Annotated in this window: 26 protein-coding genes and 4 tRNA genes; 15 read left to right on the top strand and 15 right to left on the bottom strand. The window is 45.7% G+C overall.

The window, feature by feature from the left end; all coding sequences use genetic code 11:
* Positions 1-53: 53 nt before the first annotated feature.
* Positions 54-614, bottom strand: a complete 561-nt coding sequence (locus tag ABD014_RS24485) for a stalk domain-containing protein (protein WP_343865825.1) — start codon at positions 612-614, stop codon at positions 54-56.
* A gap of 172 nt (positions 615-786) precedes the next feature.
* Between ABD014_RS24485 and ABD014_RS24480 the strand changes: the two genes are divergently transcribed.
* Positions 787-1521 carry an MBL fold metallo-hydrolase gene (locus ABD014_RS24480; protein ID WP_343865823.1) on the top strand — a complete coding sequence of 245 codons (735 nt, stop codon included), beginning with the start codon at positions 787-789 and terminating at the stop codon, positions 1519-1521.
* A 59-nt stretch (positions 1522-1580) separates the two neighbouring features.
* On the opposite strand, the gene ABD014_RS24475 is transcribed toward ABD014_RS24480, so the two are convergent.
* The 3 genes from ABD014_RS24475 to ABD014_RS24465 all read right to left on the bottom strand — a co-directional run bounded on the left by ABD014_RS24475 (position 1581) and on the right by ABD014_RS24465 (position 2832).
* Entirely contained in the window at positions 1581-1820 is a 240-nt protein-coding gene (locus ABD014_RS24475; RefSeq protein ID WP_343865822.1) for a DUF3892 domain-containing protein, read from the bottom strand.
* A gap of 94 nt (positions 1821-1914) precedes the next feature.
* Positions 1915-2364 carry a GNAT family N-acetyltransferase gene (locus ABD014_RS24470; RefSeq protein ID WP_343865821.1) on the bottom strand — a complete coding sequence of 150 codons (450 nt, stop codon included), beginning with the start codon at positions 2362-2364 and terminating at the stop codon, positions 1915-1917.
* A 246-nt stretch (positions 2365-2610) separates the two neighbouring features.
* Positions 2611-2832 carry a hypothetical protein gene (locus tag ABD014_RS24465; RefSeq protein WP_343865819.1) on the bottom strand — a complete coding sequence of 74 codons (222 nt, stop codon included), beginning with the start codon at positions 2830-2832 and terminating at the stop codon, positions 2611-2613.
* A gap of 306 nt (positions 2833-3138) precedes the next feature.
* Between ABD014_RS24465 and ABD014_RS24460 the strand changes: the two genes are divergently transcribed.
* From ABD014_RS24460 to ABD014_RS24440, 5 genes are all read left to right on the top strand, one after another.
* Positions 3139-3211, top strand: a tRNA-Val gene (locus ABD014_RS24460).
* Between the two features lie 290 nt (positions 3212-3501).
* Entirely contained in the window at positions 3502-4047 is a 546-nt protein-coding gene (locus tag ABD014_RS24455; protein WP_343865817.1) for a DUF7010 family protein, read from the top strand.
* A gap of 127 nt (positions 4048-4174) precedes the next feature.
* Positions 4175-4324 carry an RAxF-45 family protein gene (locus tag ABD014_RS24450; RefSeq protein ID WP_343865815.1) on the top strand — a complete coding sequence of 50 codons (150 nt, stop codon included), beginning with the start codon at positions 4175-4177 and terminating at the stop codon, positions 4322-4324.
* Positions 4325-4442: 118 nt separating this feature from the next.
* Positions 4443-6419, top strand: coding sequence for a ribosomal protection-like ABC-F family protein (gene abc-f / locus ABD014_RS24445; protein ID WP_343865813.1), 1977 nt, complete (start codon positions 4443-4445; stop codon positions 6417-6419).
* A 34-nt stretch (positions 6420-6453) separates the two neighbouring features.
* Positions 6454-7125, top strand: coding sequence for a DNA-3-methyladenine glycosylase family protein (locus tag ABD014_RS24440; protein WP_343865812.1), 672 nt, complete (start codon positions 6454-6456; stop codon positions 7123-7125).
* Between the two features lie 113 nt (positions 7126-7238).
* Here ABD014_RS24440 and ABD014_RS24435 read toward each other — a convergent pair whose 3' ends face one another.
* Complete coding sequence (locus tag ABD014_RS24435) at positions 7239-7889, bottom strand: cysteine hydrolase family protein (RefSeq protein WP_343865810.1); 651 nt, start codon at positions 7887-7889, stop codon at positions 7239-7241.
* 136 nt (positions 7890-8025) lie between these two features.
* Between ABD014_RS24435 and ABD014_RS24430 the strand changes: the two genes are divergently transcribed.
* On the top strand, positions 8026-8784 hold the full coding sequence (locus ABD014_RS24430) for a polysaccharide deacetylase family protein (RefSeq protein ID WP_343865808.1): 759 nt from the start codon (positions 8026-8028) through the stop codon (positions 8782-8784).
* Between the two features lie 251 nt (positions 8785-9035).
* Positions 9036-9578: a DoxX family protein gene (locus ABD014_RS24425; RefSeq protein ID WP_343865806.1), complete on the top strand. Its 543-nt coding sequence runs from the start codon at positions 9036-9038 to the stop codon at positions 9576-9578.
* A gap of 65 nt (positions 9579-9643) precedes the next feature.
* On the opposite strand, the gene ABD014_RS24420 is transcribed toward ABD014_RS24425, so the two are convergent.
* A complete protein-coding gene (locus tag ABD014_RS24420) occupies positions 9644-10345 on the bottom strand; it encodes a PIG-L deacetylase family protein (RefSeq protein WP_343865804.1) in 702 nt (233 codons plus the stop codon).
* A gap of 133 nt (positions 10346-10478) precedes the next feature.
* Here ABD014_RS24420 and trhO point away from each other — a divergent pair, with 133 nt between their 5' ends.
* The gene (gene trhO / locus ABD014_RS24415) at positions 10479-11366 is read left to right on the top strand and encodes an oxygen-dependent tRNA uridine(34) hydroxylase TrhO (RefSeq protein WP_343865802.1); all 888 of its coding nucleotides are present in this window, start codon (positions 10479-10481) and stop codon (positions 11364-11366) included.
* Between the two features lie 33 nt (positions 11367-11399).
* The gene (locus ABD014_RS24410; RefSeq protein WP_343865801.1) at positions 11400-12029 is read left to right on the top strand and encodes a helix-turn-helix transcriptional regulator; all 630 of its coding nucleotides are present in this window, start codon (positions 11400-11402) and stop codon (positions 12027-12029) included.
* A 109-nt stretch (positions 12030-12138) separates the two neighbouring features.
* Here ABD014_RS24410 and ABD014_RS24405 read toward each other — a convergent pair whose 3' ends face one another.
* Complete coding sequence (locus tag ABD014_RS24405) at positions 12139-12387, bottom strand: YuzB family protein (RefSeq protein WP_343865938.1); 249 nt, start codon at positions 12385-12387, stop codon at positions 12139-12141.
* A gap of 247 nt (positions 12388-12634) precedes the next feature.
* Here ABD014_RS24405 and ABD014_RS24400 point away from each other — a divergent pair, with 247 nt between their 5' ends.
* Together ABD014_RS24400 and ABD014_RS24395 are read left to right on the top strand one after the other, a co-directional pair.
* Positions 12635-13249: a superoxide dismutase gene (locus ABD014_RS24400; RefSeq protein WP_126997322.1), complete on the top strand. Its 615-nt coding sequence runs from the start codon at positions 12635-12637 to the stop codon at positions 13247-13249.
* A gap of 268 nt (positions 13250-13517) precedes the next feature.
* Complete coding sequence (locus ABD014_RS24395; protein ID WP_343865799.1) at positions 13518-15008, top strand: peptide MFS transporter; 1491 nt, start codon at positions 13518-13520, stop codon at positions 15006-15008.
* A gap of 125 nt (positions 15009-15133) precedes the next feature.
* Here the strand turns inward: ABD014_RS24395 and ABD014_RS24390 are convergent, their stop codons facing one another.
* A complete protein-coding gene (locus ABD014_RS24390) occupies positions 15134-16171 on the bottom strand; it encodes a substrate-binding domain-containing protein (RefSeq protein ID WP_343865796.1) in 1038 nt (345 codons plus the stop codon).
* Positions 16172-16278: 107 nt separating this feature from the next.
* Here ABD014_RS24390 and ABD014_RS24385 point away from each other — a divergent pair, with 107 nt between their 5' ends.
* Both ABD014_RS24385 and manA read left to right on the top strand, forming a co-directional pair.
* A complete protein-coding gene (locus ABD014_RS24385) occupies positions 16279-17196 on the top strand; it encodes an ROK family protein (protein ID WP_343865794.1) in 918 nt (305 codons plus the stop codon).
* Between the two features lie 49 nt (positions 17197-17245).
* Positions 17246-18190: a mannose-6-phosphate isomerase, class I gene (manA, locus tag ABD014_RS24380; protein ID WP_343865792.1), complete on the top strand. Its 945-nt coding sequence runs from the start codon at positions 17246-17248 to the stop codon at positions 18188-18190.
* 98 nt (positions 18191-18288) lie between these two features.
* Here manA and ABD014_RS24375 read toward each other — a convergent pair whose 3' ends face one another.
* The 7 genes from ABD014_RS24375 to ABD014_RS24345 form a co-directional block, all read right to left on the bottom strand.
* A complete protein-coding gene (locus ABD014_RS24375) occupies positions 18289-18804 on the bottom strand; it encodes a DinB family protein (protein WP_343865790.1) in 516 nt (171 codons plus the stop codon).
* Positions 18805-18831: 27 nt separating this feature from the next.
* Positions 18832-19044, bottom strand: coding sequence for a DUF3006 domain-containing protein (locus tag ABD014_RS24370; protein ID WP_343865788.1), 213 nt, complete (start codon positions 19042-19044; stop codon positions 18832-18834).
* Positions 19045-19051: 7 nt separating this feature from the next.
* Positions 19052-19981 (bottom strand): ComEC/Rec2 family competence protein, encoded by a 930-nt coding sequence (locus tag ABD014_RS24365; RefSeq protein ID WP_343865786.1) that lies wholly within the window; start codon positions 19979-19981, stop codon positions 19052-19054.
* Positions 19982-20142: 161 nt separating this feature from the next.
* Complete coding sequence (locus ABD014_RS24360) at positions 20143-22362, bottom strand: Ig-like domain-containing protein (RefSeq protein ID WP_343865784.1); 2220 nt, start codon at positions 22360-22362, stop codon at positions 20143-20145.
* A gap of 207 nt (positions 22363-22569) precedes the next feature.
* Positions 22570-22642, bottom strand: a tRNA-Lys gene (locus ABD014_RS24355).
* A 149-nt stretch (positions 22643-22791) separates the two neighbouring features.
* A tRNA-Lys gene (locus tag ABD014_RS24350) sits at positions 22792-22864 on the bottom strand.
* Between the two features lie 165 nt (positions 22865-23029).
* Positions 23030-23115, bottom strand: a tRNA-Leu gene (locus tag ABD014_RS24345).
* 206 nt (positions 23116-23321) lie between these two features.
* On the opposite strand from ABD014_RS24345, the gene ABD014_RS24340 reads away from it, so the two are divergent.
* Positions 23322-23471, top strand: a complete 150-nt coding sequence (locus ABD014_RS24340) for a hypothetical protein (protein ID WP_343865782.1) — start codon at positions 23322-23324, stop codon at positions 23469-23471.
* The last annotated feature ends 22 nt before the right edge of the window (positions 23472-23493 follow it).

Genomic DNA, 23493 nt, shown 5'->3' with positions numbered 1-23493 from the left:
GTGGTATCGTAACACTTTACAGCGGACAGGTCAATTTAGATTACTGGGGCATGTTATTTGAGCACATTAACGTTCTTTTCTGAGACTAAGGTGAATTCCCCCCCACCTGCTGATTTCATGTAGAAGCCAATTTTATATTTCCCAGCATTCTTGAAATCATAATTAAAATCCTCAGTCCGGAACCAGAAATTATCCTTATTATTAGGAATATCACTCGTCTGAATTACAGTTGTGTTGCCGTCTGGAGAAGTGATAGATACCCTAACTGCCGATATATCCGTCTTTAAATTGTCGACCTGCGTGAATACATTGAACTTCAGCTTCCCACTCTTGTTGATATCACCGAAGACTTTGCCATCGGACGATTGGATCAGAGAGATATGTACATTCGGTTTATAATAATATACCGTCTTCGTAGAGTCATCATAATAAATCAACCCTTCAAGTTCACGAAGAGGAATATATGTCTTACCATCAATGATATAACTGCCATCATCAAGCTCACGGCCATTCATCAGCAGACGGACTTTCTGGGAAGCCGAATCAGCGAATAGCAATGAACCTCCCATCAGGGAGAATATAGTAACGAGTATTGCAACTCTTCTCCATTTCATAAATGATAACCTCCATAAGATTCATGTTGATGTAAATTTATACTCCAAAAAATGAACCAAGTTGCGCTGTTTTCATGAAAGGTTATTATTTTTTTTGAAATAATTTCGGGCCAGTATTGGAAAATGATATATTAATAAGTACTGCAGCATCAAAATGAAGAGGTGAATAAATATGTCATTAAGCTTGCAAATGCTAGGAACAGGCGGTGCCTTTGCCAAGCAATATTTCAACAATAATGCGCTTCTCAGTACTGAAGATTTCACACTGCTGATCGATTGCGGAATTACCGCCCCCATGTCCCTACATCAAATAGGTAAGACACCGGATGAGATCAATGCGATTCTGATCACCCACATCCATGGAGATCATGTCGGCGGCCTGGAGGAATTCGCCTTTCGGATGAAATTTCAATACAAGCGTAAGCCGGTCCTATATATTAGTGAGAAGCTAGTTCAACCTCTATGGGAAAATACACTTAAAGGTGGATTAACTCAGGAAGGAATCTCTTCGCTGGAGGATGCCTTTGAGGTTCATACGTTGATAGAAGGAGTTCCCTGTCCTCTGTCACCAAATCTAACTGTTGAATTGATTCAAACTCCGCATATTCCCGGAAAAGATAGTTATTCGCTATATATTAATCAAGAAATTTTCTACAGTGCGGATATGACTTTTCAACCAGAGTTATTAATGAAGCTTGTTCGCGAGCGGGGCTGCCGTACCATTCTGCATGAAGTACAGTTTATCTCGCCTGGGGCGGTTCATACGACGCTGGATGAACTGCGAAGCCTGCCTGAGGACATTCAGCAAATGATCTATCTGATGCATTATGCGGATGATATGGAGAACTACGTTGGCAAAACAGGTCCTATGCAATTTCTGCGTCAACATGAGATCTATTCTTTATAAATATAAGCAGCCGCAGGTAAGGTGCCTGCGGCTGTCATCGTTTCATTGTGGAATTTGATTTATTCGAACCTTGGCAATGCGTCCAAATTGTTGGTCGGGTCGCCATCCGCATCTCCACGAATGTACATTTCTCCGTCCCTTCCTTTGAATACATTGACCCCTGCAATAGCTCCGGCTTTCACTTCCTGTAACGCCTGTTCATAATCAAGAACCCGGCCGTTGGAGGTTTTGAACGCGGTAAGATCACCGTCTCCATTTTTCTGGACTGCGATAAAGGTCTCACGTGTATTCATTTCCATCTGACTATCACATCTCCTCTTCATTGTTTCCCTTCACAGGGCTCCCCTGAGAGGGATGTGTATAGTTTGTCCCAAATTGCGGAATGTATGAGAATTAGAGCTCCAGCGATTTCTCCATTCTGACATGAGGTATGTTCGCATCAAGGAACGTCTCCGTAGAAGTCGTCACATAGCCAAGCTTCTGATAGAAGGCTTCTGCTTGACACTGTGCATCCAGCACAGATTTCGTCAATCCCAGCTCACGAGCCAGCTCCTCCATAGCAAGCAGCAGCACCTTGCCAATTCCTTGTGAACGGAAGTCTTTGCGGACAGCGATCCGCTGCATTTTTGCCGCATTATCCTTGTAGTATATTAGACGGCCTGTAGCAGCATATACTCCGTCAACCTCGATAAGAATGTGGTGGGCATCCGGTCCAATCACATCATATTCATCGATTTCAAGCTCCTCCGGAACCTTCTGCTCCTGCACGAATACTTCTTTTCGAATATTGCAGGCTTCTTCCAACTGTTCTTCAGTCTTCACGGGTACAATTACAGCAGCCATTCCTATCCCTCCCATTGTCATGAATTTATATAATGTACATTAAAAATAAAAACTTGCATCATTATACAAAAAATTAATTCTAATGTATAGTTGGGGTAATACATGGAGAGAAGGAGCTGATAAACCGATGTACGGACTAACGATTGGTGCGGCGATTATCATTTCTGTTCTTCTGATTGTCCCGATGTTCTATGTCACTAAGAAAGGGTATTCCCGTAGATGGGAAGATGAGTAAGCCGTTCCAAGTCAGGGTTCCTTGGAGTATACCTCTTTCTGGACAGCTGGAGCGTAGACACCATTAGATATAGAAGGGCTAGACCACCATGGAGCCTTGGCTTGTCTATCCATCGTCTTCTGGCTGGCCGACAGGCCACAGCCCGTCATAGCCAACAGCATAGTTACGGTCAACATGAGCATCATAAGTACTTTACCCCAACGAAACCTAAATCCCATTTGATCGAATTTCATTTTTTGTGATACCCCCATTCAGATTATAGTCCTATCTTCATAATCTCCAATAAATGGAGATCGTATAATTAGTGAACTGAAGTGACTATTCCAATACGTAGGACATTCTGCTGAAAATAAAAAATCCGGCGCGATGACACCGGATGGATTTACTTGTTCTTTAGGGTCTGGTCTTCTTCAATGCCCATTAGTCGCTGATGCTTATTCTGGTTGGAAATTGTAGAACATTGCTTCATTATTCATATAAAAAAGTTTGACATAATTGGCCCTTCCTGATAAGATAAATTTTGTCTTCACTTATAATATGATCTGTTAGCTCAGCTGGGAGAGCACTATCTTGACAGGGTAGGGGTCAGTGGTTCGAGCCCACTACAGATCATCATGAGGAAACCCTTGAGGCGTTAAGCTTCAAGGGTTTTTCTAGTACAAAAATAAATCTATATCTTGGTGCCGATTGATGCCATTATACGAATTTGATACGAACAGTGTAGATGCTGAGAATGCAATATCTTTCCCACAAAATAATGATTGATGGCCTTCTGCCTATTTTGTTAAAGTTTTATTTTCGTATTTTTCATTGAATTATGGTCTTCATTTCCTAATTCACCATGGTAAATCGAGTAAATTTTTGCTATGTTATAGATTACTAAACTTATAGGAGTGCATTTTATGAGTAAAACACTCGAGGAATTACAAAAGGAAATCATTTTTGAAGCAAAAAAAGGGTACCCCATTTTGCTGTCTGGCGTAATTGTCTTTTTAATTTTCACCCTTATGCCCTTAGTTGTTCCAATAGAAGCTGTGCGTTTAATTTGGATATTTGGCCTAGGTGCCATTTTTCCTATTGGAATTCTAATTAGTAAAATTCTTGGTGTTAATTTATTCACCACCAGCAACCCCGTAGGTACTTTAGGAGGAATAGTGGCAGCTCCCCAAGCTTTTTACATACCAGTATTTATAATTGTGTATATGAACATACCTGAATACCTTCCCTTCACCATCGGTTTACTTGCAGGCTCTCATTTTCTTCCTTACATGTGGGTTTATAAGAGCAAAGCTTATTTATTTGTTACTTTAGGCGCCTGTTTTTCCTCCCTAATCTTAGGTGGATTCCTTGTTGATCAGGCATTCACTCTTGTACCTTTAGCAATAGCTATTGTGTATGGTATTGGTGCTCTTTTAATTCTTAGAGAACTTAAAGCTAATCCTATTTAATCACCTTTATTAGGTGATTTTTTTATATAAAGATGAGGCATAGTTTGGGCCTTTAATTCACTACTTGATTTTTCCATTCCCCCATCATATACTTACAATAATTATGTTTTTGAAGGAGGTGGGGAGAGTGGATCGTAAATTTGCATGGAATCGAGTGAGCCTGCTGCCGATGGCAGTTTTTGGCATTGTTCATGAAGCATTTCGCAACGGGATACGTCTGTCCATTTTTAGAAACTCGATATCCATTACAAATTGCGAAATGCCGCTCCTCCCTTAACCTCACGGACTTGTAATACGTGTGTGTTTCTAAGAAGGCTGCAGGTTTTTCCTGCAGCCTTCTTTTGTCTTCGACAGGTAACAGGCAGCAGCGGCATAGGTCGAAGGAGAACTTAATCATGATGATTCAAAGTCAAAATATTCAAAAATATTACGGTGCCGAACTGGTACTAATCGATGTATCATTTGAGATCAAAGAAGGCGAGAAAGTCGGCTTGATTGGCCGGAACGGAAGCGGCAAGACAACGCTGATGAAGTTGATCTCCGGGAGTGATACGCCGGACCAAGGCACGCTGGCTATTCGTAGAAATGCCCGGATCGGCGCCTTGGCACAAATCCCGGATTACGGGAATGGCGAGACGGTCTACCATGTACTTCAGTCCGCTTTTCATAACTTGTTGGAAGTAAAAGAAGAAATGCAGCGGCTGGAAGCCGAGATGTCCGCCTCAGATACAGCCACGAATCCCACTATGCTGGAGGCATTGCTAAGACAATATGGCCATATGCAGGAAGAGTTCGAACGTGGCGGAGGTTACGAGATTGAAGCTTCAATCGATCGCGTGGCCGGTGGCCTTGGTATTCCGGTGGAGCAATATCACCGCCCCTTCTCTACCTTATCTGGCGGCGAGAAGACCAAGGTGGGCCTAGCCGTAATCTTGCTGCAAAGTCCGGATATTCTGCTGCTCGATGAGCCTACCAACCATCTGGATATGGCTGCGATCGAATGGTTGGAATCATTCCTTGGCACTTATAGCGGTACAGCCATCATCACTTCGCACGACCGTTATTTTCTCGATGCGGTTGCCACCAAGATCATTGAGATTGAAGATGGTGAAGCCTTCACTTATCATTGCAACTATAGCAAGTATAAGGAAGAGAAAGAAACAAGACTGCTTCAGCAGTTCGCAGAGTACCAGGAGCAGCAGAAGAAAATCCAGAAGATGAAGGAAGCGATCAAGCAGTTAATTGAGTGGGGCAACCGCTCCAATCCGCCAAATCCTGGCTTCCACCGACGGGCCGCTTCGATGCAGAAGGCGTTGGACCGGATGGTCAAGCTGAAGAGGCCCGTTCTGGAACGTAAACGCATTGATCTGCAGTTGCAGCAATCCGACCGTTCCGGCAAGGATGCTCTCGTATTAACCGGAGTCGGTAAATCCATCGGTGACCGGCAGTTATACAGCGAAATAACGCATACGCTCCGCTATGGGGAGACAGCGGCGCTCATCGGCGGAAATGGTTCGGGCAAGAGCACTTTACTTAAATGTGTTTTGGGCATGGCTGCTACTGATACAGGTGAGATTCGCCTGGGTTCAAGAACCGAGACAGGTTATTTAGCCCAAGAATCCGCTCCGTCAGATCTGAATCTGACCGTACTGGAATACTTCCGCTCCGAGATCGGAATGGAGACCGGTGAGGCCAGAAACCAACTGGCTCGCTTCCTCTTCTACGGAGCCGATGTCTTCAAGAAAGTTTGCAATCTCTCCGGAGGAGAATGGACGCGGCTGCGGTTGACTATACTGATGTACCGTAAGCCTAACCTGCTGCTGCTCGATGAACCGACGAACCATCTTGATATCGACTCACGGGAAGCGTTGGAAGATGCTCTGGAAGAGTTCCCTGGTACTGTTCTGGCCGTGTCCCATGACCGATATTTTATTAACAAGATTGCAAGGCAGGTATGGGCGCTTGAGAACGGACAAATGACCGTGACGCTTGGGAACTTTGAGGACTACAGGAGTGAGCTGGAAAGAAGAAAATCTATGGTCGTCGACTCTCCTTCTACTCCTGAACATGATGAAGCAAAGGCCATTAGCTCAATTCCGAGTTCGACAGCAAAACCACAGCAATCAAAGCAACTGGCCAAACCGACGCAAACTTCAGCAACACCTAATCCAGCCACGATTCAGAAGATGGAGCGTGATATCGCCGATTTAGAACAGACGTTGAAATTGATCCACGCAGCTATGCTGGAACCGGAAACGGCTTACGATGCAGATCAACTATCCAACCTTCAGACACAGCAAAATGAAATTCAGCAGGAGTTGGACAGTTTGATCGAGAAATATATTGCGATGCTTGAAGACGATGACCAATAATTCGGATCATTAAAATTGAGAGGATGTTATACGAATGAGCTCAATCGCATTCCATATACATGCCGATGACCCGCGAGTCAAATCGCTATCAGCAGCTGATTCCCGTATGGGAACTTTGATTGCTCTGATTGGCGAGGTAAAAACTAACACCCAGGAACCGCATTTTGCCTCTATAGCACGATCGATCATCAGTCAGCAGATTTCCGTCAAAGCGGCCGCATCGATCCGCAGTCGGGTGATTGAACTGGCCGGGGAATTGTCCCCGGCTGCCCTCTCAGCGCAGAGCGATGAAGATCTTCGTGCCGCCGGACTCTCTACCGCCAAAGTCGCATATATCCGTGATCTATGTGATAAGGTACTATCCGGAGATGTCGACCTGGAGCGACTTCAGGAGCTAAATGATGAAGATGCCACAGCCAAGCTCGTCTCGATCAAAGGGATTGGCAAATGGACGGCGGAAATGTTCCTGATCTTCGGCCTCGGGCGTGAGAATATTGTCTCTATTGGAGATGCCGGGCTGCAGCGTGCCGCAAGATGGCTGCATAATATGGAAGAACGGTCAGACCGCAAATACCTGCAGCAGGTTGCACATATGTGGGAGCCTTATGGCTCCATCGCCTCGATCTATCTGTGGGAAGCGATCAATACAGGTCATGTAGATTCGGGTGAAACGCTGGAAGAACGGGTCAGTCAGGCAGCCCACTAATTTATATCCTCTTCACTCGATCTTTCCATATATGCCTCTTGTCACACCGTATCATCGCAACAAGAGTTCTTTGATACGGTGTGTTTTTTATATCCAGAATCATCCTGGATCACTTACCTCCCTAATGTCTGTTCCACTTCACTTACTGCTTCGGCCAAGCTGCATACATGTACGCCGATATTCCTCATCTCCTTCATTCCCTTCTTATACACCTGGGACATCGCGTCAGCTATCATAACAACGCGGAAATCTCGTTCACTGGCTTCATACATGGAGGTTCTCGGACAATTTGGGAAATTACAGCCTGTAAAAAGAATCGTGTCAATTCCTCGTTCCCTGAGAAAATGCTCAAGTGAAGTGCTATAAAATGCGCCCCAACGTGGCTTGTACAGGATCCACTCCTGGTCTCCAACCGCCTGAAACTCTCCATTAAGCAGTCGTCTGGAATCCAGCCCGCTATAATTGAGCGGGCGAATCGAATGGACCAGCTCCGCTCCCTCTGTCTCCGGGGCAACGACTTGCAGTCCCTTCTCAATCGACTCTCTTCGGCATAGATCTACATTGGACCCATCCTCTTGATACAGACGGACGACATGTATAATCGGCATGGTCAGCGCTCGGTAAACGGCAAGCATCTGCTCTATTTTTGGCAATACTTCAAAGGTTCCTGGAACCATTGCCACTGCTTCTGGCAACGTAAAATCATTTTGCGTATCGATCGTTAACAACACAGACCGACTCCAATTTGGAGAGGTATAACTCATCGTGAATCCTCCTTTTAGCGGACCTCGCTTAAGATTAGGGATATTTTTTCAAGAAATCATCCAAAATAATTGAATGCCACACCTGTCCTGTGTGATAAGATCCTGTGAAAAATGTAGAGGGAGGAACTTTACGAACATGCTAAAGCCCAAACTGCTCTTGCTGCTCATCTTGTCCGCGGCATTAGTTCATCTTCCTGGTTCAGCGGAAGCCCGCTCTGTGCCCAAAGACAGAGCTTACTATGAGTCGCGAGGTGACATCGTATGGGAGGTCCCTACCCAGGACAAATTTATTGCCCTGACTTTCGACGACGGCCCGGATGCGAAGCTGACGCCGAAAATTCTCGAGCTGCTGGAGAAATATGATGCGAAGGCGACCTTCTTCGTCGTTGGCGAACGTGTCAAGCGTTATCCTGAACTCGTCAAGAAAGAGTTGGCCGCTGGCCATGAAATCGGCAATCACTCGTATCACCATCCAGCCTTTGAAACTTTGTCAGTTAATACCATTAAAAATGAAATGGACCAGGCTCAGCAAGTTATTTATCAAACGACCGGACATAAAGCCGTGTTATTCCGCCCTCCTGGTGGTGTCTACAACGAAAATATCATTAACTTGGCGAAGCAGAACAATATGCAATTAATTCTATGGTCCTGGCACCAGGATACGAGGGATTGGTCCTCGCCCGGCGTAAACAAAATTGTGCGCAAGGTGCTAAATAACGCCCGCAATGGAGATATTGTGCTTATGCATGATTTTGTCTACCGCAGTTCTCAGACCCCTGAAGCACTGAAGGTGATTTTACCTGAGTTGAAAAAAAGAGGCTTCTCCTTCGTGACCGTCTCTGAGCTGCTCACCCATAAAGTTTCTCCTAAACAGCATATTGAAGTGAACCATTAACGCTTCCGATGTCGGCGTTGTCCGTACAGATGTAGCAGCCAGATAGTTCGCTTGCTTGAGATCTAAGATTGCCCGATGACGACCCAAGCATCGGGCTTTATTAATACCCTAAAACAACACTTAAAAATTTATTTATTCAAATTTTATTATTTGTGATTTAAATCACATGTATTGTGAAAAATATCACTTATAATAAAATCATCAAAGATGATCATCCAGACAATGACAAATACAAATAGGGAGTGGTTCTTATGTTTAACAATTTCTTAAGAACAAACAAAGTGGCAATGTGGTTATTAACCGTAATCCGTATTTATCTCGGCTACCAATGGATTACAGCCGGGTGGCATAAACTCACAGGCGGCTTCGATGCAGCCGGCTTCCTGAACGGGGCGATCGCGAACAGTGCAGGTGACCACCCCGCCGTTCAAGCTTGGTGGGCAACCTTCCTGCAGCATGTAGCTCTTCCGGGAGTTAACGCCTTCAACATCATCATTCCTTTAGGCGAATTCCTAGTTGGTCTCGGACTTATTCTCGGTACATTCACAACCTTCGCAGCCCTGATGGGACTCGTCATGAACGCAGCCTTCCTCTTCTCGGGAACCGTGAGCACCAACGCACAGATGCTCCTGCTTGAAGTACTGGTTGTCGTAGCTGCCGCTAATGCAGGCAAAATCGGACTCGACTACTACCTTATGCCTTACTTGCGCGGCTTGTTCCATAAGAAGGATCAAGACAAGACAATCAATGGGGCTCCAAATAACAAGATGAAAGTAAAACATTTGGCCCATTAATCGATCCTGGTATACAGTACAAAGGCCCGGCTCCTAATTAGGAGGCGGGCCTTCATTATGTCACTTTATGTTAAATCATCGAAGATTGATTGTTCTTGCTTATGCGGATGATGTACTCCCCGTTCCCAGACGAGCTGGAAGTATTCCGCGCCAAAAGACTCTGGCCCCACTTGTTGCAAATCCCCAAATACTCTTTCAATCGACCAGATTTGCGATTCATGTGCCGCCAGCGCATCGCGCTTCATTTGCCAGTTCCCATTCGCGCCTACACTCAGCACACTCGCTATACCGTTCGCATCATGCTTCGAGGGCAGACAGTTATAATACAGCTTCTGTACAGAAGGAACTTGACCGGCAAACACAACTTTATTTACTGCATGATGTATCGCGATATGGTCAGCATGCCCTGACATTCCATCCTCAGGGAAAGTAATGACTATCTCGATTTGATGCTTACGCAGGAAGTCTGCCACATGGGCAGCTAGAACATTCTGGTCCACTTCCTTCAATTTTCCGTCCCCCAACTCCAGATGAACGACTTCGGAAATGCCGAGAATATCAGCAGCTTGCTGCAGCTCGATTCTACGCTTCGCCGCCAGCTCCTCCTGAGTCATCGGTCCAAGACGTCCTGTCTTACCCGCATTACCAGGAGTAGCCGTGAGCAGCACGGGATTCCCCCCCTCATCTGCAATTTGCCGGATCAGAAAGGAACAGCCAAAAGTTTCATCATCCGGATGCGCATATACGAAGCCAACGTTTCTATTCATCCATATTCCTCCTCTACATCAAAAACCTCTTAACATACTTACTATACTTTAATATTGACTAAGTCGGCAAAATTCTCTACAATGCAGTAGAATCTTAATTATAATCTAAAATCTTAAATAGGTGATGAAATAAATGAGTCAAACAACGAACTACCGCATCTTACTATATTATAAATTCACACCGATCGATTCGCCTGAAATTTTTACGGCAGAGCATCTGCAATATTGCAAAGAGCTTGGGCTGAAGGGGCGTATTCTGATCGCGAGCGAAGGTATTAACGGGACTGTATCCGGCACAGTGGAGCAGACAGATATATATATGAATGATCTCCGCGCAATCCCTGGATTTGAGGACATCTTCTTCAAGATCGACGAAACCGACCAGCATGCTTTCAAGAAGATGTTTGTTCGGCACAAGAAGGAGCTGGTCACCTTCCGCTATGAGCATGAGCTTGATCCTAATAAACTGAGCGGCAAGCGCCTGTCCCCTGCCGAGTTCTACGAGAAGCTGCAGAGCGATGATGTCGTGGTCATCGACGGACGCAACGATTACGAATATGACATCGGACACTTCCGTGGCGCGATCCGTCCCGAGGTCGGTTCCTTCCGCGAGTTCCCCGAATGGATTCGCGATAATCTGAGCGATTATAAGGACAAGACCATCCTTACCTATTGTACTGGTGGAATACGCTGCGAGAAGCTGACGGGCTTCCTGCTGAATGAAGGCTTCAAGGACGTCTCCCAACTGGAAGGCGGCATCGTCACATATGGCAAGGACCCCGAGGTTCAGGGCCGGCTATGGGATGGCAAGTGCTATGTATTTGACGAACGGATCTCCGTTCCGATCAACCGGACTGATGAAGATATTGTGATCGGCAAGTGCTACCACTGCGGAACCACCCATGATCGTTATATAAACTGTCCGGTATGTAACTTACAACATATTTGCTGTGAGGATTGTGAAGAGATACATCACGGTTTCTGTTCTGATGCCTGCAAGGATGCCGTGGAAGTTCTATAACAAGGCGACTACTCACCCAAGGGAGGGTCTGTTATGAATCAGATACAACCTTTATCCACCCGAGAGCGGATTCTGCATATGATGAAAACAGCCGGTCCCCTCAGCGCCAAGGAAATTACCAATGAGCTGCAAATTACGGAAATGGCCGTTCGAAGACATATTAGCTCTATGGAACGCGACGGGCTAATTGAATCGAAGATGATCCGTCAGACAATGGGCCGCCCGACCGCGGTCTACGGCCTGACGGATACAGCGGAAAGCATGTTCCCCAAGAGCTACCATAACCTGACGCTCGATCTGCTAAATGCTCTGGCTGAAGAGACTGGCGAGGACATGGTTAATCAGCTATTTGAACGCCGTAAAGAGAAGCTTACCGGAAGATATGAATCCGAAATGCAAGGGAAGGATTTCAATGAGAAGGTCCGACGCTTGGCCGAAATTCAGAACGAGAACGGATATATGACGGAATGCACGGCTCAAGAGGACGGAAGCTTCGTATTAAAAGAACATAATTGTCCGATCTCAAAAATCGCCGATCAATATAATCATGCCTGCGACTGTGAACTGAAGCTGTTCGAGACCCTGCTAGATACGAAGGTCGAAAGAACGGAATGTCTGGTGCAACAGGGCAAACGCTGTGTCTATGTCATCCATAAACAATAATGTCGATAAATTGTTTACAAAAAAGACTTCGAAAGCAAAATGCCTTCCGAAGTCTTTTTTATCTATCTATGCAAACTATGCAAATGTCTTATCCTTGTCATTCATAAACTTATATTTCATAGAACTCTTTAAGTTCCGCCTCTATCGCTTGTTTGATCATCAGGAGGCATTCCTCCGATGTCTTGGCAAACACCTTGTTCCCATTTACCATCGCATAAGGTCTCGCCCGGCACATTCCGCAGAAATTTAGGCAATCCGTCCGCATAACGGCGATCTCCGGATACTCTTCCTCCAACTGCTCCAAATCAAGCATACTGAGCAGATTATTGCTGCATACCTCTACGACAACGATGCCCATTCCCACTTTTTCTCACCCCTGCTTATAAGATTACCTTGATCGAGCATAATACATAGATGAACGACTGCGGTTAAAAATGCTATTCGACCAATCATTATGATGAACGAATCCCGCTTTGTCAATGGAAGATGATGAATTAATATACTTACCATACATATATGTTGACTAAGTGTCTGAGTAGCTATATAATAATAACTGTCGGAAATGACAATGATGCTACATAATAACTAGAGAGGATGATTTACCCATGGCACATCAATTACCTGCACTTCCTTATGCGAACAATGCACTCGAGCCTAATATCGATGAACAGACTATGATGATTCACCATGATCGTCACCATAATACGTATGTAACAAACCTGAACGCTGCTCTGGAATCTGCTCCTGAGCTTCAATCCAAATCCGTTGAAGAATTGATCGCGGATCTGGACAGTGTACCTGAGAGCATCCGTACTGCAGTTCGTAACAACGGCGGCGGCCATGCTAACCACTCCCTGTTCTGGGAAGTAATCGGTCCTAACGGCGGCGGCCAACCTTCTGGTAAGCTCGCTGACGCAATCAACAACGAATTGGGCGGCTTCGACAAATTCAAGGAAGACTTCTCCAAAGCAGCTACAACTCGTTTCGGTAGTGGCTGGGCTTTCCTTGCTGTAGATAACGGCAAATTGTCCGTATACAGCTTGCCTAACCAAGACTCCCCAATCATGGAAGGCAAGACTCCAATTCTTGGCCTTGACGTATGGGAGCATGCTTACTATTTGAAATATCAGAACAAACGCCCTGATTACATCGCTGCTTTCTTCAACGTCATCAACTGGGCAGAAGTTGAGAAACGTTACGAAGCTGCTTTGAACAAATAATACATCTTTTCACCGTCATATAGATCCAATAATAGGGTGTCCTTAAGTCAAAGAATTGACTAAGGGCACCCTTTTCTTATCCCCCTTTTACATAAAAAAGAGAATAAGCTCCCCCGATCACGGGCATCCTTGAAACGCACACCGCGCATCAAAACAACAATATTCCTATTTTCGTCATTTGAAGTCAATTCGCTGTAAAGTTTATAATAAATAATACAACTTCATTTTCATCCGCTTTAAGCAATTGACATCATAGAGGAGAGTTGTTATGTCGAACATGGATAAAGAGAAGATTGTGCAGAGTGTCCCTCAAACAGGATTTTTCGGACATCCTAAAGGCCTCTTCACCCTTTTCTTCACCGAATTTTGGGAGCGTTTCTCGTATTATGGGATGAGAGCCATCCTTGTGTATTTTATGTACTATGAAGTTACTGCAGGTGGATTAGGGCTTCCACAAGACATTGCCCTTGCGATTATGTCCATCTACGGATCACTTGTTTACATGTCCGGAATTATCGGGGGCTGGCTGGCCGACCAGGTAATTGGTACCTCCAGAGCCGTGTTCTATGGCGGAGTATTGATCATGATGGGCCATATCTTTCTGGCTATACCGGGAAATATAGCACTGTTCTTTATTTCCATGGTCCTGATCGTATTAGGTACAGGTTTGTTAAAGCCTAACGTGTCAAGTCAGGTTGGGGAAATTTATAGCGAGCAGGATAACCGTCGTGATGCAGGGTTTAGTATTTTCTATATGGGGATTAATCTTGGGAGCTTCTTGTCTCCACTCATTATAGGTACCGTTGGAATGAAGAACTTCCATCTTGGCTTCGGTCTTGCAGGGGTAGGGATGTTCATCGGTTTGATCCTGTATGTGACAACACGCAAGAAAAACTTGGGTCTAGCTGGTACAAGCGTTGTTAATCCATTATCCTCGAAAGAAAAAAAGAAAGTCTTCACCAAGATAGGCATAGGTATCGTTGTTATTGGCGTATTGATTGCTATTGCCATTCCGTTAGGCATTCTTACATTTGATACGTTTATCAAACTGGTTGGTGTCTTAGGTATTCTCATTCCTACCCTTTACTTTGTATCTATGTATCGTAGTCCGAAGACAACAGCCGTTGAGCGCTCGCGGCTCATTGCTTATATTCCATTGTTTATTGCTGCGATCATGTTCTGGGCCATTCAAGAGCAAGGGGCGACGATCCTCGCAAATTATGCGGACAAGCGTACACAGCTGGATTTTGCAGGTATCCATATCTCACCTGCTTGGTTCCAATCGCTGAATCCACTCTTTATCATTACATTAGCTCCAGTATTCGCGTGGATCTGGATGAAGCTCGGTCATCGTCAGCCGACGATTCCACAGAAATTTTCGCTTGGATTGCTGTTCGCTGGTTTATCGTTCTTAATCATCTTACTGCCGGCTTACTTTGGCGGAGCCAATTCCTTGGTAAATCCATTGTGGCTCGTGCTTAGCTACTTCGTCGTTGTTATCGGCGAATTGTGCTTGTCACCGGTTGGCCTGTCCGCAACAACGAAGCTGGCGCCTGCAGCCTTCTCGGCTCAAACGATGAGCTTATGGTTCCTGTCTAATGCAGCTGCCCAAGCAATCAACGCTCAGATCGTCAAATTCTATACACCTGAGACTGAAATGATGTACTTTGGTGTCATTGGTGGAGCAGCGCTTGTATTGAGCCTCTTATTGTTCATACTGACTCCTAAGATTCAAAGCTATATGAAAGGTATAAAATAAGCAGCCCCGTCTCTATAATTGTGAAAATTTATACATTCATTAATCGTTTCTTAATTGGAACGAAAAATAACCGTCAGAAGAATTTCCCTGACGGTTATTTTTATTGATAAGGCTAGGCTTTCTAATCAAAAGCGTACTTTTTGAACAACCTCTTTTACGGATTCACGGATTACAAGGGTAGACGGAACGAAGACTCGCCTCATCTCTCGATTGCGTCCGGAAACAGATAAGAGAAGTTCAGCTGCTGCTTGGCACATCTTCTCCTTCTCCACATGAACTGTCGTCACCTGGAGCTCCGGCATCGCCGGGTATTGCAGATCGTCATACCCGACAATGGAGATCTGCTCAGGGACAGAGATTCCCCGCTCCTGCAGAAGCCCCGCCAATATATAAGCGATCCGATCATTACCACAGAAGAAGCCGCTAGGCAGTTGGTCCAGCTCATCCAGCCATTCTGCGATTTCGCGCCTCGTCTCATCATACCCCTGAGACCATGTCAGACAATATCCGTTATCCACAGACAGCCTATGATCCTGCATCGCTTTCCAATAACCGAACCACCGTTCCTCATGACTCGTCGTCAGATTCGTCGGACCAATGAAGCCAATCTCACGGTGCCCTGCGCCAATCAGCACAGAGGTTGCTTCATATGCCCCCTCGATATTGGCCGACGTGACCGTTGGACAGGGTAGATCCCGGTAATAGGAGTCCAGCATAACTAATGGGACCTCCATCTCCCATACGAGACGTGCATAATTCTTGTTCACGATCCCGAATAAAATAATGCCGCGATATGAAATTTCCGATACCAGCCTCGGTAACTTCAATCCTGCCTCCATCTCTTCGTCGATCGGGGCCACAATCGCATTATATCCCCTGCTGCGGATGCTCTTCTCCAATCCCCATATCATATCGTGAAAAAATTGAAAATGATCGTTATCCTGATAGCTCATAATCCGTTCAGGAACGAGCACTAATATATTATTGCCTGCCTCTTCGGCTGCAAATTGACCATAGCCGAGCTCCTTAGCCGCCTGCAGCACTTTATAGCGTGTTGCTTCGCTGATTCCCTTTTTATTCATCAAGGCCAGCGATACTGCATTTTTGGATATATTAAGCTTATCCGCAATATCCTGCATCGATATTTTCTTTTTTCTGGCCAATTGTTTTCATTCCTTTCGAAACATGATAAACTAAACCTAAATATACTTTACAAAATTATAATTTGTCAAGTTTGTCAAGTATCAATTTATCAAATGGAGGAATAGCTTTGAATTACGCAATTGGTATTGACATTGGTGGAACCAAGACTGCTCTCGGAATTATCGATCCATCAGGCCAGGTTCTTGCAAAGACTTCCCTTCCTACCGATCATTCGGTTTCGCCTCATGTCATGGTTGACAGAATGGCGGCGGCCATCCAGCAGATGTTGATGGAGCATCAAGTAGAAGAGTCGAATATTCTTGGAATTGGCATAGGCGCCCCTGGCCCTTTGAATACGCAAAAAGGTGAAATTACCGCGCCGCCTAATTTGAAGGGCTGGTGGAACTTCCCGATCGTAGAATCTTTACAACGCCATTTTAGCTACAAGATGGCTTTTGAGAATGATGCGACCGCTGCAGCTCTAGCGGAGAAATGGCTCGGTGCCGCTAAGGATGCTGAGCATTTCGTGTTCATCACGATTAGCACAGGCATCGGTGCGGGTATCTTCAGCCATGGCAGACTGATTACCGGGGCCACTGGTAATGCTGGCGATGTCGGCCACTTCGTCATTGACCCCTCGGCTGGAACATGTGTATGCGGCCAGCAAGGCTGCTGGGAATATGTCGCCTCTGGTACAGCGATTGCCAGACAAGCCTCAGAGCTCCTAGGACGCGATGTAACTTCCAAGGAAGTATTTGCGCTCGCTGCAGATGGACACCAAGAGATGAAGGCCCTAGTCGATCAAGTATTCCGTTATATCGGAATCGGCTGTGTCACCTTGATCAACACTCTCGATCCTGAGAAGCTCGTTATCGGCGGAGGTGTCTCCCAAATCGGCGAGCCGCTCTTTAGTGCCGTCAGAGAGTATGTGTCCAAATATGCGCTGAACCCATCAGGACGCAGTACTCCAATCGTTCCTGCCGCCTTGTTGCAGGATGCCGGATTGATCGGAGCCGCAGCCCTGATCCATGTCGATTATAAATAATATCATTGTATAACAACTTTCAATCACAGCTAAAAAGGAGAATATAACGATGAACGAACCTATTTTTCTTCAATCGGTGTTTCAAGAACGGATTTGGGGAGGCCAGAAGCTGAAGCAATTGTTCGGCTATGACATCCCTTATGAGCGCACAGGCGAATGCTGGGCTGTCTCCGCTCATCCTAACGGTCAAAGTATCGTGAAGAGCGGCCCGTATCAAGGGATGCTACTTGGCGAATTGTGGAACTCTCATCCTGAGCTGTTCAATTCCTCCTCCACCGTCTTCCCGCTGCTTACGAAGCTGTTGGACGCTTCTGACGATCTATCCGTTCAGGTCCATCCTAATGATGCCTATGCAGGTGTTCATGAGAATGGAGAGCTGGGCAAGACAGAATGCTGGTATATCGTCGCTGCTGAGCCGGGTGCATGCATCATTTACGGTCATGAAGCGAAGACAAAGCATGAGCTAGAGTCAATGATCGCAGCAGGGAACTGGGATGCTCTCTTAACTAAGGTTCCTGTAAAAGCCGGTGACTTTTTCTATGTACCTAGCGGTACGATCCATGCACTGGGCAAAGGTATTGTCGTGCTGGAGACGCAGCAAAGCTCGGATACGACGTATCGTGTCTATGACTATGACCGTAAAGATAAGGATGGCAACACCCGTGAGCTACATCTGGAGAAGGCCATCGACGTAACTACCGTCCCACAAGCTTATCAAGACGTATCTTATGATACCAAGGAAATTGAAAATGGCGTCATTACGACCTTTGTCTCCAATTCATTTTTCACGGTGGAGAAATGGATTGTTGACGGCAAGGCCAGCTTCCCAGAAGCCAAGCAATATACGATCTGCAGTGTAATCGATGGCAATGGCGAGCTTTCAATCAACGGACAAAGTTATCCTTTGGCCAAAGGGGATCATTTCATTCTTCCTATCTCTTCAGGTGACTTCCAATTGAATGGCAAGCTTGAGCTGATTATCTCTCACGAGTAATTGGGGCCTGCTGTTCTAAAATAGCACAAACGGCCAAGCGATCCGTTCCCGGATAAGCTTGGCCGTTGTTCTGTCTGTAAGTTGGTATATACGAATCTCTAAACAAGATAGCGTTCATTAATGATGTTCATATGATGGATCGCATGGCCAGCAATAATGTAGCCTAGCGAGCGTGCTGAGCCTTCTCCCCCGCCATAATGACCCATTCGCTGCCAAGCTGTCTCATCCAGTCTGCTTATCAGCGACAAGGTAGCCTCCCTGACGCTCTGAAAGTCCTCCAGCAGTTCCCCTAGCGTGGACCGGTCGAAGCCCGCATTACTTACGAATAACTGCTCCTCAAAGCCTGGCAGCGGTGTTGTATCGCCTCTGGCGATACGAAGCAGCCGATAGCTCATAATACGTTCTGTATCTGACATATGCCCGATGACTTCCTTCAGACTCCATTTGCCTTCAGCGTAGCGGTATGCACCCTGCTCCTCAGTAACGGAAGCAAGCCGATCTACGATTTGCGAGATCTGTTCCTTTAAGAATTCCAATAAATTACCTTCCGGTACCAGATTCACATAAACTTGAAAATGCGGTAAAAACTCCTCAGATTTGGGGCGTGACAGCATACAGTAATCCTCCCTTTGGTTCATTCTTCAATCTTCCCAGACATCATCCATTAATCTCTTGATTTCCTTGCTTCTCGCCTCGGTCTTCTGCCGATTCGCCAGCCACAAGCCACTCTTCCATTCTACAACGTCTCCCGGCCTAACTCCCTTGCCGACCTGGCTGCGTGGAACATTCCTTATTTGGCCCTCTACTTCAATTCGGCATAGATCTTCCTCGAAGCCTTCAACGATCCCAACCATGATCGTGTCACCTTTCCGTCGTAATATAGTACTTCATTCCATCGGAGGCTATCTCGATATTCCCTTGTAAATCGTTGCGATATACTTCTACCTTCTGCTTCGCCAGACGGTCCAGTATCGCTTGCTTGGGATGACCATAGCTGTTGTCTGCCCCTACCTGGATTACGGCATACTTCGGCTTGACCCGCTTTAAGAAGGCCAGTGTCGTCGAGGACTTGGAACCGTGATGACCAACCAGCATTACATCTGCCTGTAGCTCTCTTCCGGATGACAGCATAGCCTGCTCACTCTCTCGCTCAGCATCGCCAGTAAGCAGGTAAGAGCTGTTGCCATATGTAATTCGAACTACTGCACTCATGTTGTTCGTATCATCACTGACTGTCACGGGAGCCACCATCTCGCTGCTTACTTCTTCGTCCCAGTCGAGGGAAACGCCAGCCTTGGCCGTCTTCACCTTTAGCCCCTTATTCTTGATCGATCTAAGAAGCGATTCATAGGTTTTCGTATTGGCCTGTATCTTCGGCATATAGACGGCGCCAACTTCGAAATTGTCAATCACTCGATCAAGACCGCCAATATGGTCCGCATCCGGATGCGTTCCGATCACGATATCCAGATGATCAATCCCATAAGTGTGCAGGCTATCAACCATTTGCTGTTCACGGTCATTATTCCCCGCATCAATCAGCATCGTCTTGCCAGAAGGACTAATCAAGAGCTGTGAAGCTCCCTGCCCTACATCTAGGAATATGACCCGCAGGCGTCCCTCATTCTCCCCTGCCTGCGTCGTTACGGATGACGAGTCCGTCGGTCCAAGCCAATCCTGCCAGCCGCCCTCTAGCAGGTAAAACCCAATAAAGACAGCTAGAAGAACTACAATGATGCTATTTCTTGGTGTGTTACTTTTGGACTTTCTTTTTGTAGTGCGTTTTGCCATTGTTGTACAATTCCTTTACTTTACATAGTTCTTTATTTGGTTCATGTCATTACACAGAACACTTGTTCCTTAATTATATGCCAAGGCCAAACCTGAATCAACCAGAAATGTGTAAAAGAGCCGCCCTGGAATTCACCAAGGCGGCTCTCTGAACTAAATCTTTACTTTACAGTGACGCGAACGGACACCGTCTTATCACCGAACTTCGCTTTGATTGTAGCCGAACCTTTGCCGACCGCTTCAATCTTCCCGTTCGTTACTTTCGCTACGGACGCTTTCGAAGTAGTCCATACTGCTTTATCACTCACAGATGCTGATGCACCTGTATCATATTCTGCAGTAAGCTTCACTGTCTTCACATAGCCTGGTGCGAGCTTCAGGCTCTTCTCGTCAACCGTAAGCTTGGTCAGCTTTGGAACTACGCTCACCTTCACACTAATTGCTTGTCCTTGATAGGAGCCTGTCAAGGTCGCTGTCCCTTCAGCGACAGCTTTCACTGAGGTAGAGGAGATCGTTGCCACCTGTACATTGGATGATTGCCAACCTACCTTGCTGGACAAAGTTACTTTCTTGCCATCCGCATAGTAACCTGTAACCTTAATTGATTTGCTCTTCTTCACATTCAATTCGATGCTGGTAGGCTCAACGACGATCTTCGTAATCTTCGGTTCAATCGTCATTGGAACGCTGATCATTTTATTGGAATAAGTCCCCTTCAAAGTGGCTGAGCCTTTATTCAGACCTTTTACAACTTTGCCTGTAGGTGTCGTCTTCACCACTGCATTGGCACCGGTAACTGTCCATTCAATATCATCGGAGACGTCACCTTCTCCGCCATCTTCCCATACAGCCGTAACCTTAGGAAGCGGCGTCTCTTCGCCAATTACAAGACTCATTTTTTCATCCGGCATAATAAAGGTGAGGACTTTCTCTTTTACTGTAAGTTCAATGCTTACGCTCTTCGCGCGAATGCTGAGCGGAGAACTAACTTCTGAATCAGACAGCTTCCCCGTTAGCGTTACTTTACCTGAATCCTTGGCAATGATTTTACCGTCCTCAATCTTGGCGATATCTTCATTATCCGAAGTCCATTTCATATTACTGCTGAAATCGATCTTATCATCGTCCAGCTTGGTAGCCGTTACTTTAGGAAGACTTAGCTTATCGTTCTTAAACATTTCCAGTTCAGTCTTCTCTACGGTCAGATCCGTAATTGTCGGAGCAACGGTTACTTTAATACTCTTGCTGACTCCAAGATGACTAACCTTAATCGTCGAAGAACCGGCAGTCATACCTGTAACTAAGCCTTGAGACACGGTAGCTGACAAAGGACTCGATGAATTCCACTCGGCAGTTCCTGTTACGGAATCCGTGGAATTCGCGCGGCTTCTCATCTCCGCTTCAAGCTGCAGCTTTTCGCCGATGAATATTAATTGATCCTCTGCTGGCTTAAGTAGAATTACTTCATATGGAGCGCGTACATATACGTCGGTCTTGGCTTTGACCCCGAGATATTCGGCCGTAATCGTCGCCTTACCGGAAGCCTTAGCCTTCAGCTTGCCTTCTTCAATCGTTGCTATATTGCTGTCTGAAGAAGTCCATTTTGCCTTCGCAGTAACGTCCAAGGTTGATTTATCACTGGTCAATGTTGATTGAGCAGTTAGTGCTACCTCGTCGTCACCAATCAAGAGCTCAACATCTTCATCAGTTACGCTTGTTCCTGCGCGAAGGATATTTAATTCAGAATACGGTGAGCTTACAGTCGCTTTAAAAGAAGCCGTGAGCCCTTTGTATTTGGCCGTAATCGTTGCGTCCCCTTCGCCGACCAGCGTGATTTTCCCTTTCTCAATCGTCAGCACCAAGGAGTTCGAACTGCTCCAATCAGCATCAGCCGTAACGTCCTTCGTATCCCCTTGACTTCCCTCGATAGCCGCTAAAGCAGTAACCGTCAAGTTCTTCTCGTTGGTTCCCAGCTTGTACTTCCCTTTCGCCGAATATTCCAACGTCAGCTCTTTGTAAGTGTCTACCGCCTTGATTTCTATCGTGGACACTGCGGAGTTGTTATAAACAGCTGTTATTATTGCACTGCCGCTCTTCAGTGGCGTTACAAATCCGTTGTTAACACTAATGATCTCCGGTTTGTCGGAGGACCATTCCACAGCCCTGGTCAAGTCGCGTTTGACCGACGAACCCTCTACAGTTCCCCACACCTTCAATTGCTTAGTAGACTTTCCTACCGTCAGCTCAATCGGTGAGCCAGAACCTTCAATCTCAATCGAGACGACATCTCCCGTGGCCGCGAAGGCGCCAGCAGGAAATACGACAGCCAGTAGCAGCGCCACTGTTAGGAGCCATCCTGTCAGTTTCCTGTTTCCAGTCATTCATTTCTCTCCTTTGGTGTTCATGTCTGCCGGAATCCATATCCAGGCCTATAGGTTATATATCGACATGCAGGAATAATTTCGTTACCCCAGACCAGAAAATAATACCTTTGTCCTATAAATAAAAAGAGATGTACGGTAATCTATTCCGATTACCATACATCTCTCTGAACAACAAGAAACGGCATCTCTGCCGTTTCTAAAGGATGGATCGTCAGGGGCTCGAACCCTGGACCACATGATTAAGAGTCACGTGCTCTACCAACTGAGCTAACGATCCAAATTATTAATGTCACCATCAACTCTTATATAATAACATAGTGACTATAGAGTTGCAATAATTATTTGCTGCCAGACAGCAATCATCTAATGTCTTTCAGTGCTATAAAAGAAACAAAGAAACGGCATCTCTACCGTTTCTAACAAGAATGGATCGTCAGGGACTCGAACCCTGGACCACATGATTAAGAGTCACGTGCTCTACCAACTGAGCTAACGATCCGAATTGTTAATGTCATTAAAGAACTTTTACATATTAACATATCCACTCAGGATTTGCAACATCTTTTTGAGGCCTCAACCCTGCTTATCAAGGATTAGAAAGGATCGCAGGTCCCTTCATCGAAATGAAAGACAAGCGATCCTCCGTGAACCTTGTAAGCACGAATGCCGAGAGCGGGACTTGAACCCGCACGGTGGTCACCCACCCCAGGATTTTAAGTCCTGTGCGTCTGCCGATTCCGCCATCCCGGCTTACTGTCGACGCAAAATAGGTTAATCCTATATAAGATGCGTCTTATAGGGCAGCTTCTCTATGTACAAGAAAAATCCTGCGTTTGTTATTATAGCATGTTAATCCTGAGATAATCAAGTTTTTATCATAAACAGCTTTTATCATGGGCAAACTTAGAACTGCTCAAGCTTAAAATTCTATACATTATACATTGGAGGGTTCCTTGTTGAAGAATTCTGACGATCATTACAAAATAGCCTCTCTCAACGATACAGCCACTGCAATCACGATTATTAAAGAGGCCGAAAATCAGTTAACCCAGATTACCGGGCATGAAGTCACCCTAATTGCTTACGAGAAGAATGAAGAGGAATAATTTGTTCCTAGAGCATTATCTG

Origin of the sequence: Paenibacillus motobuensis (genome assembly GCF_039521865.1) — a bacterium.
GTDB classification, from domain to species: Bacteria; Bacillota; Bacilli; order Paenibacillales; family Paenibacillaceae; genus Fontibacillus; species Fontibacillus motobuensis.
This window is presented reverse-complemented; position numbering and strand designations above follow the sequence as displayed.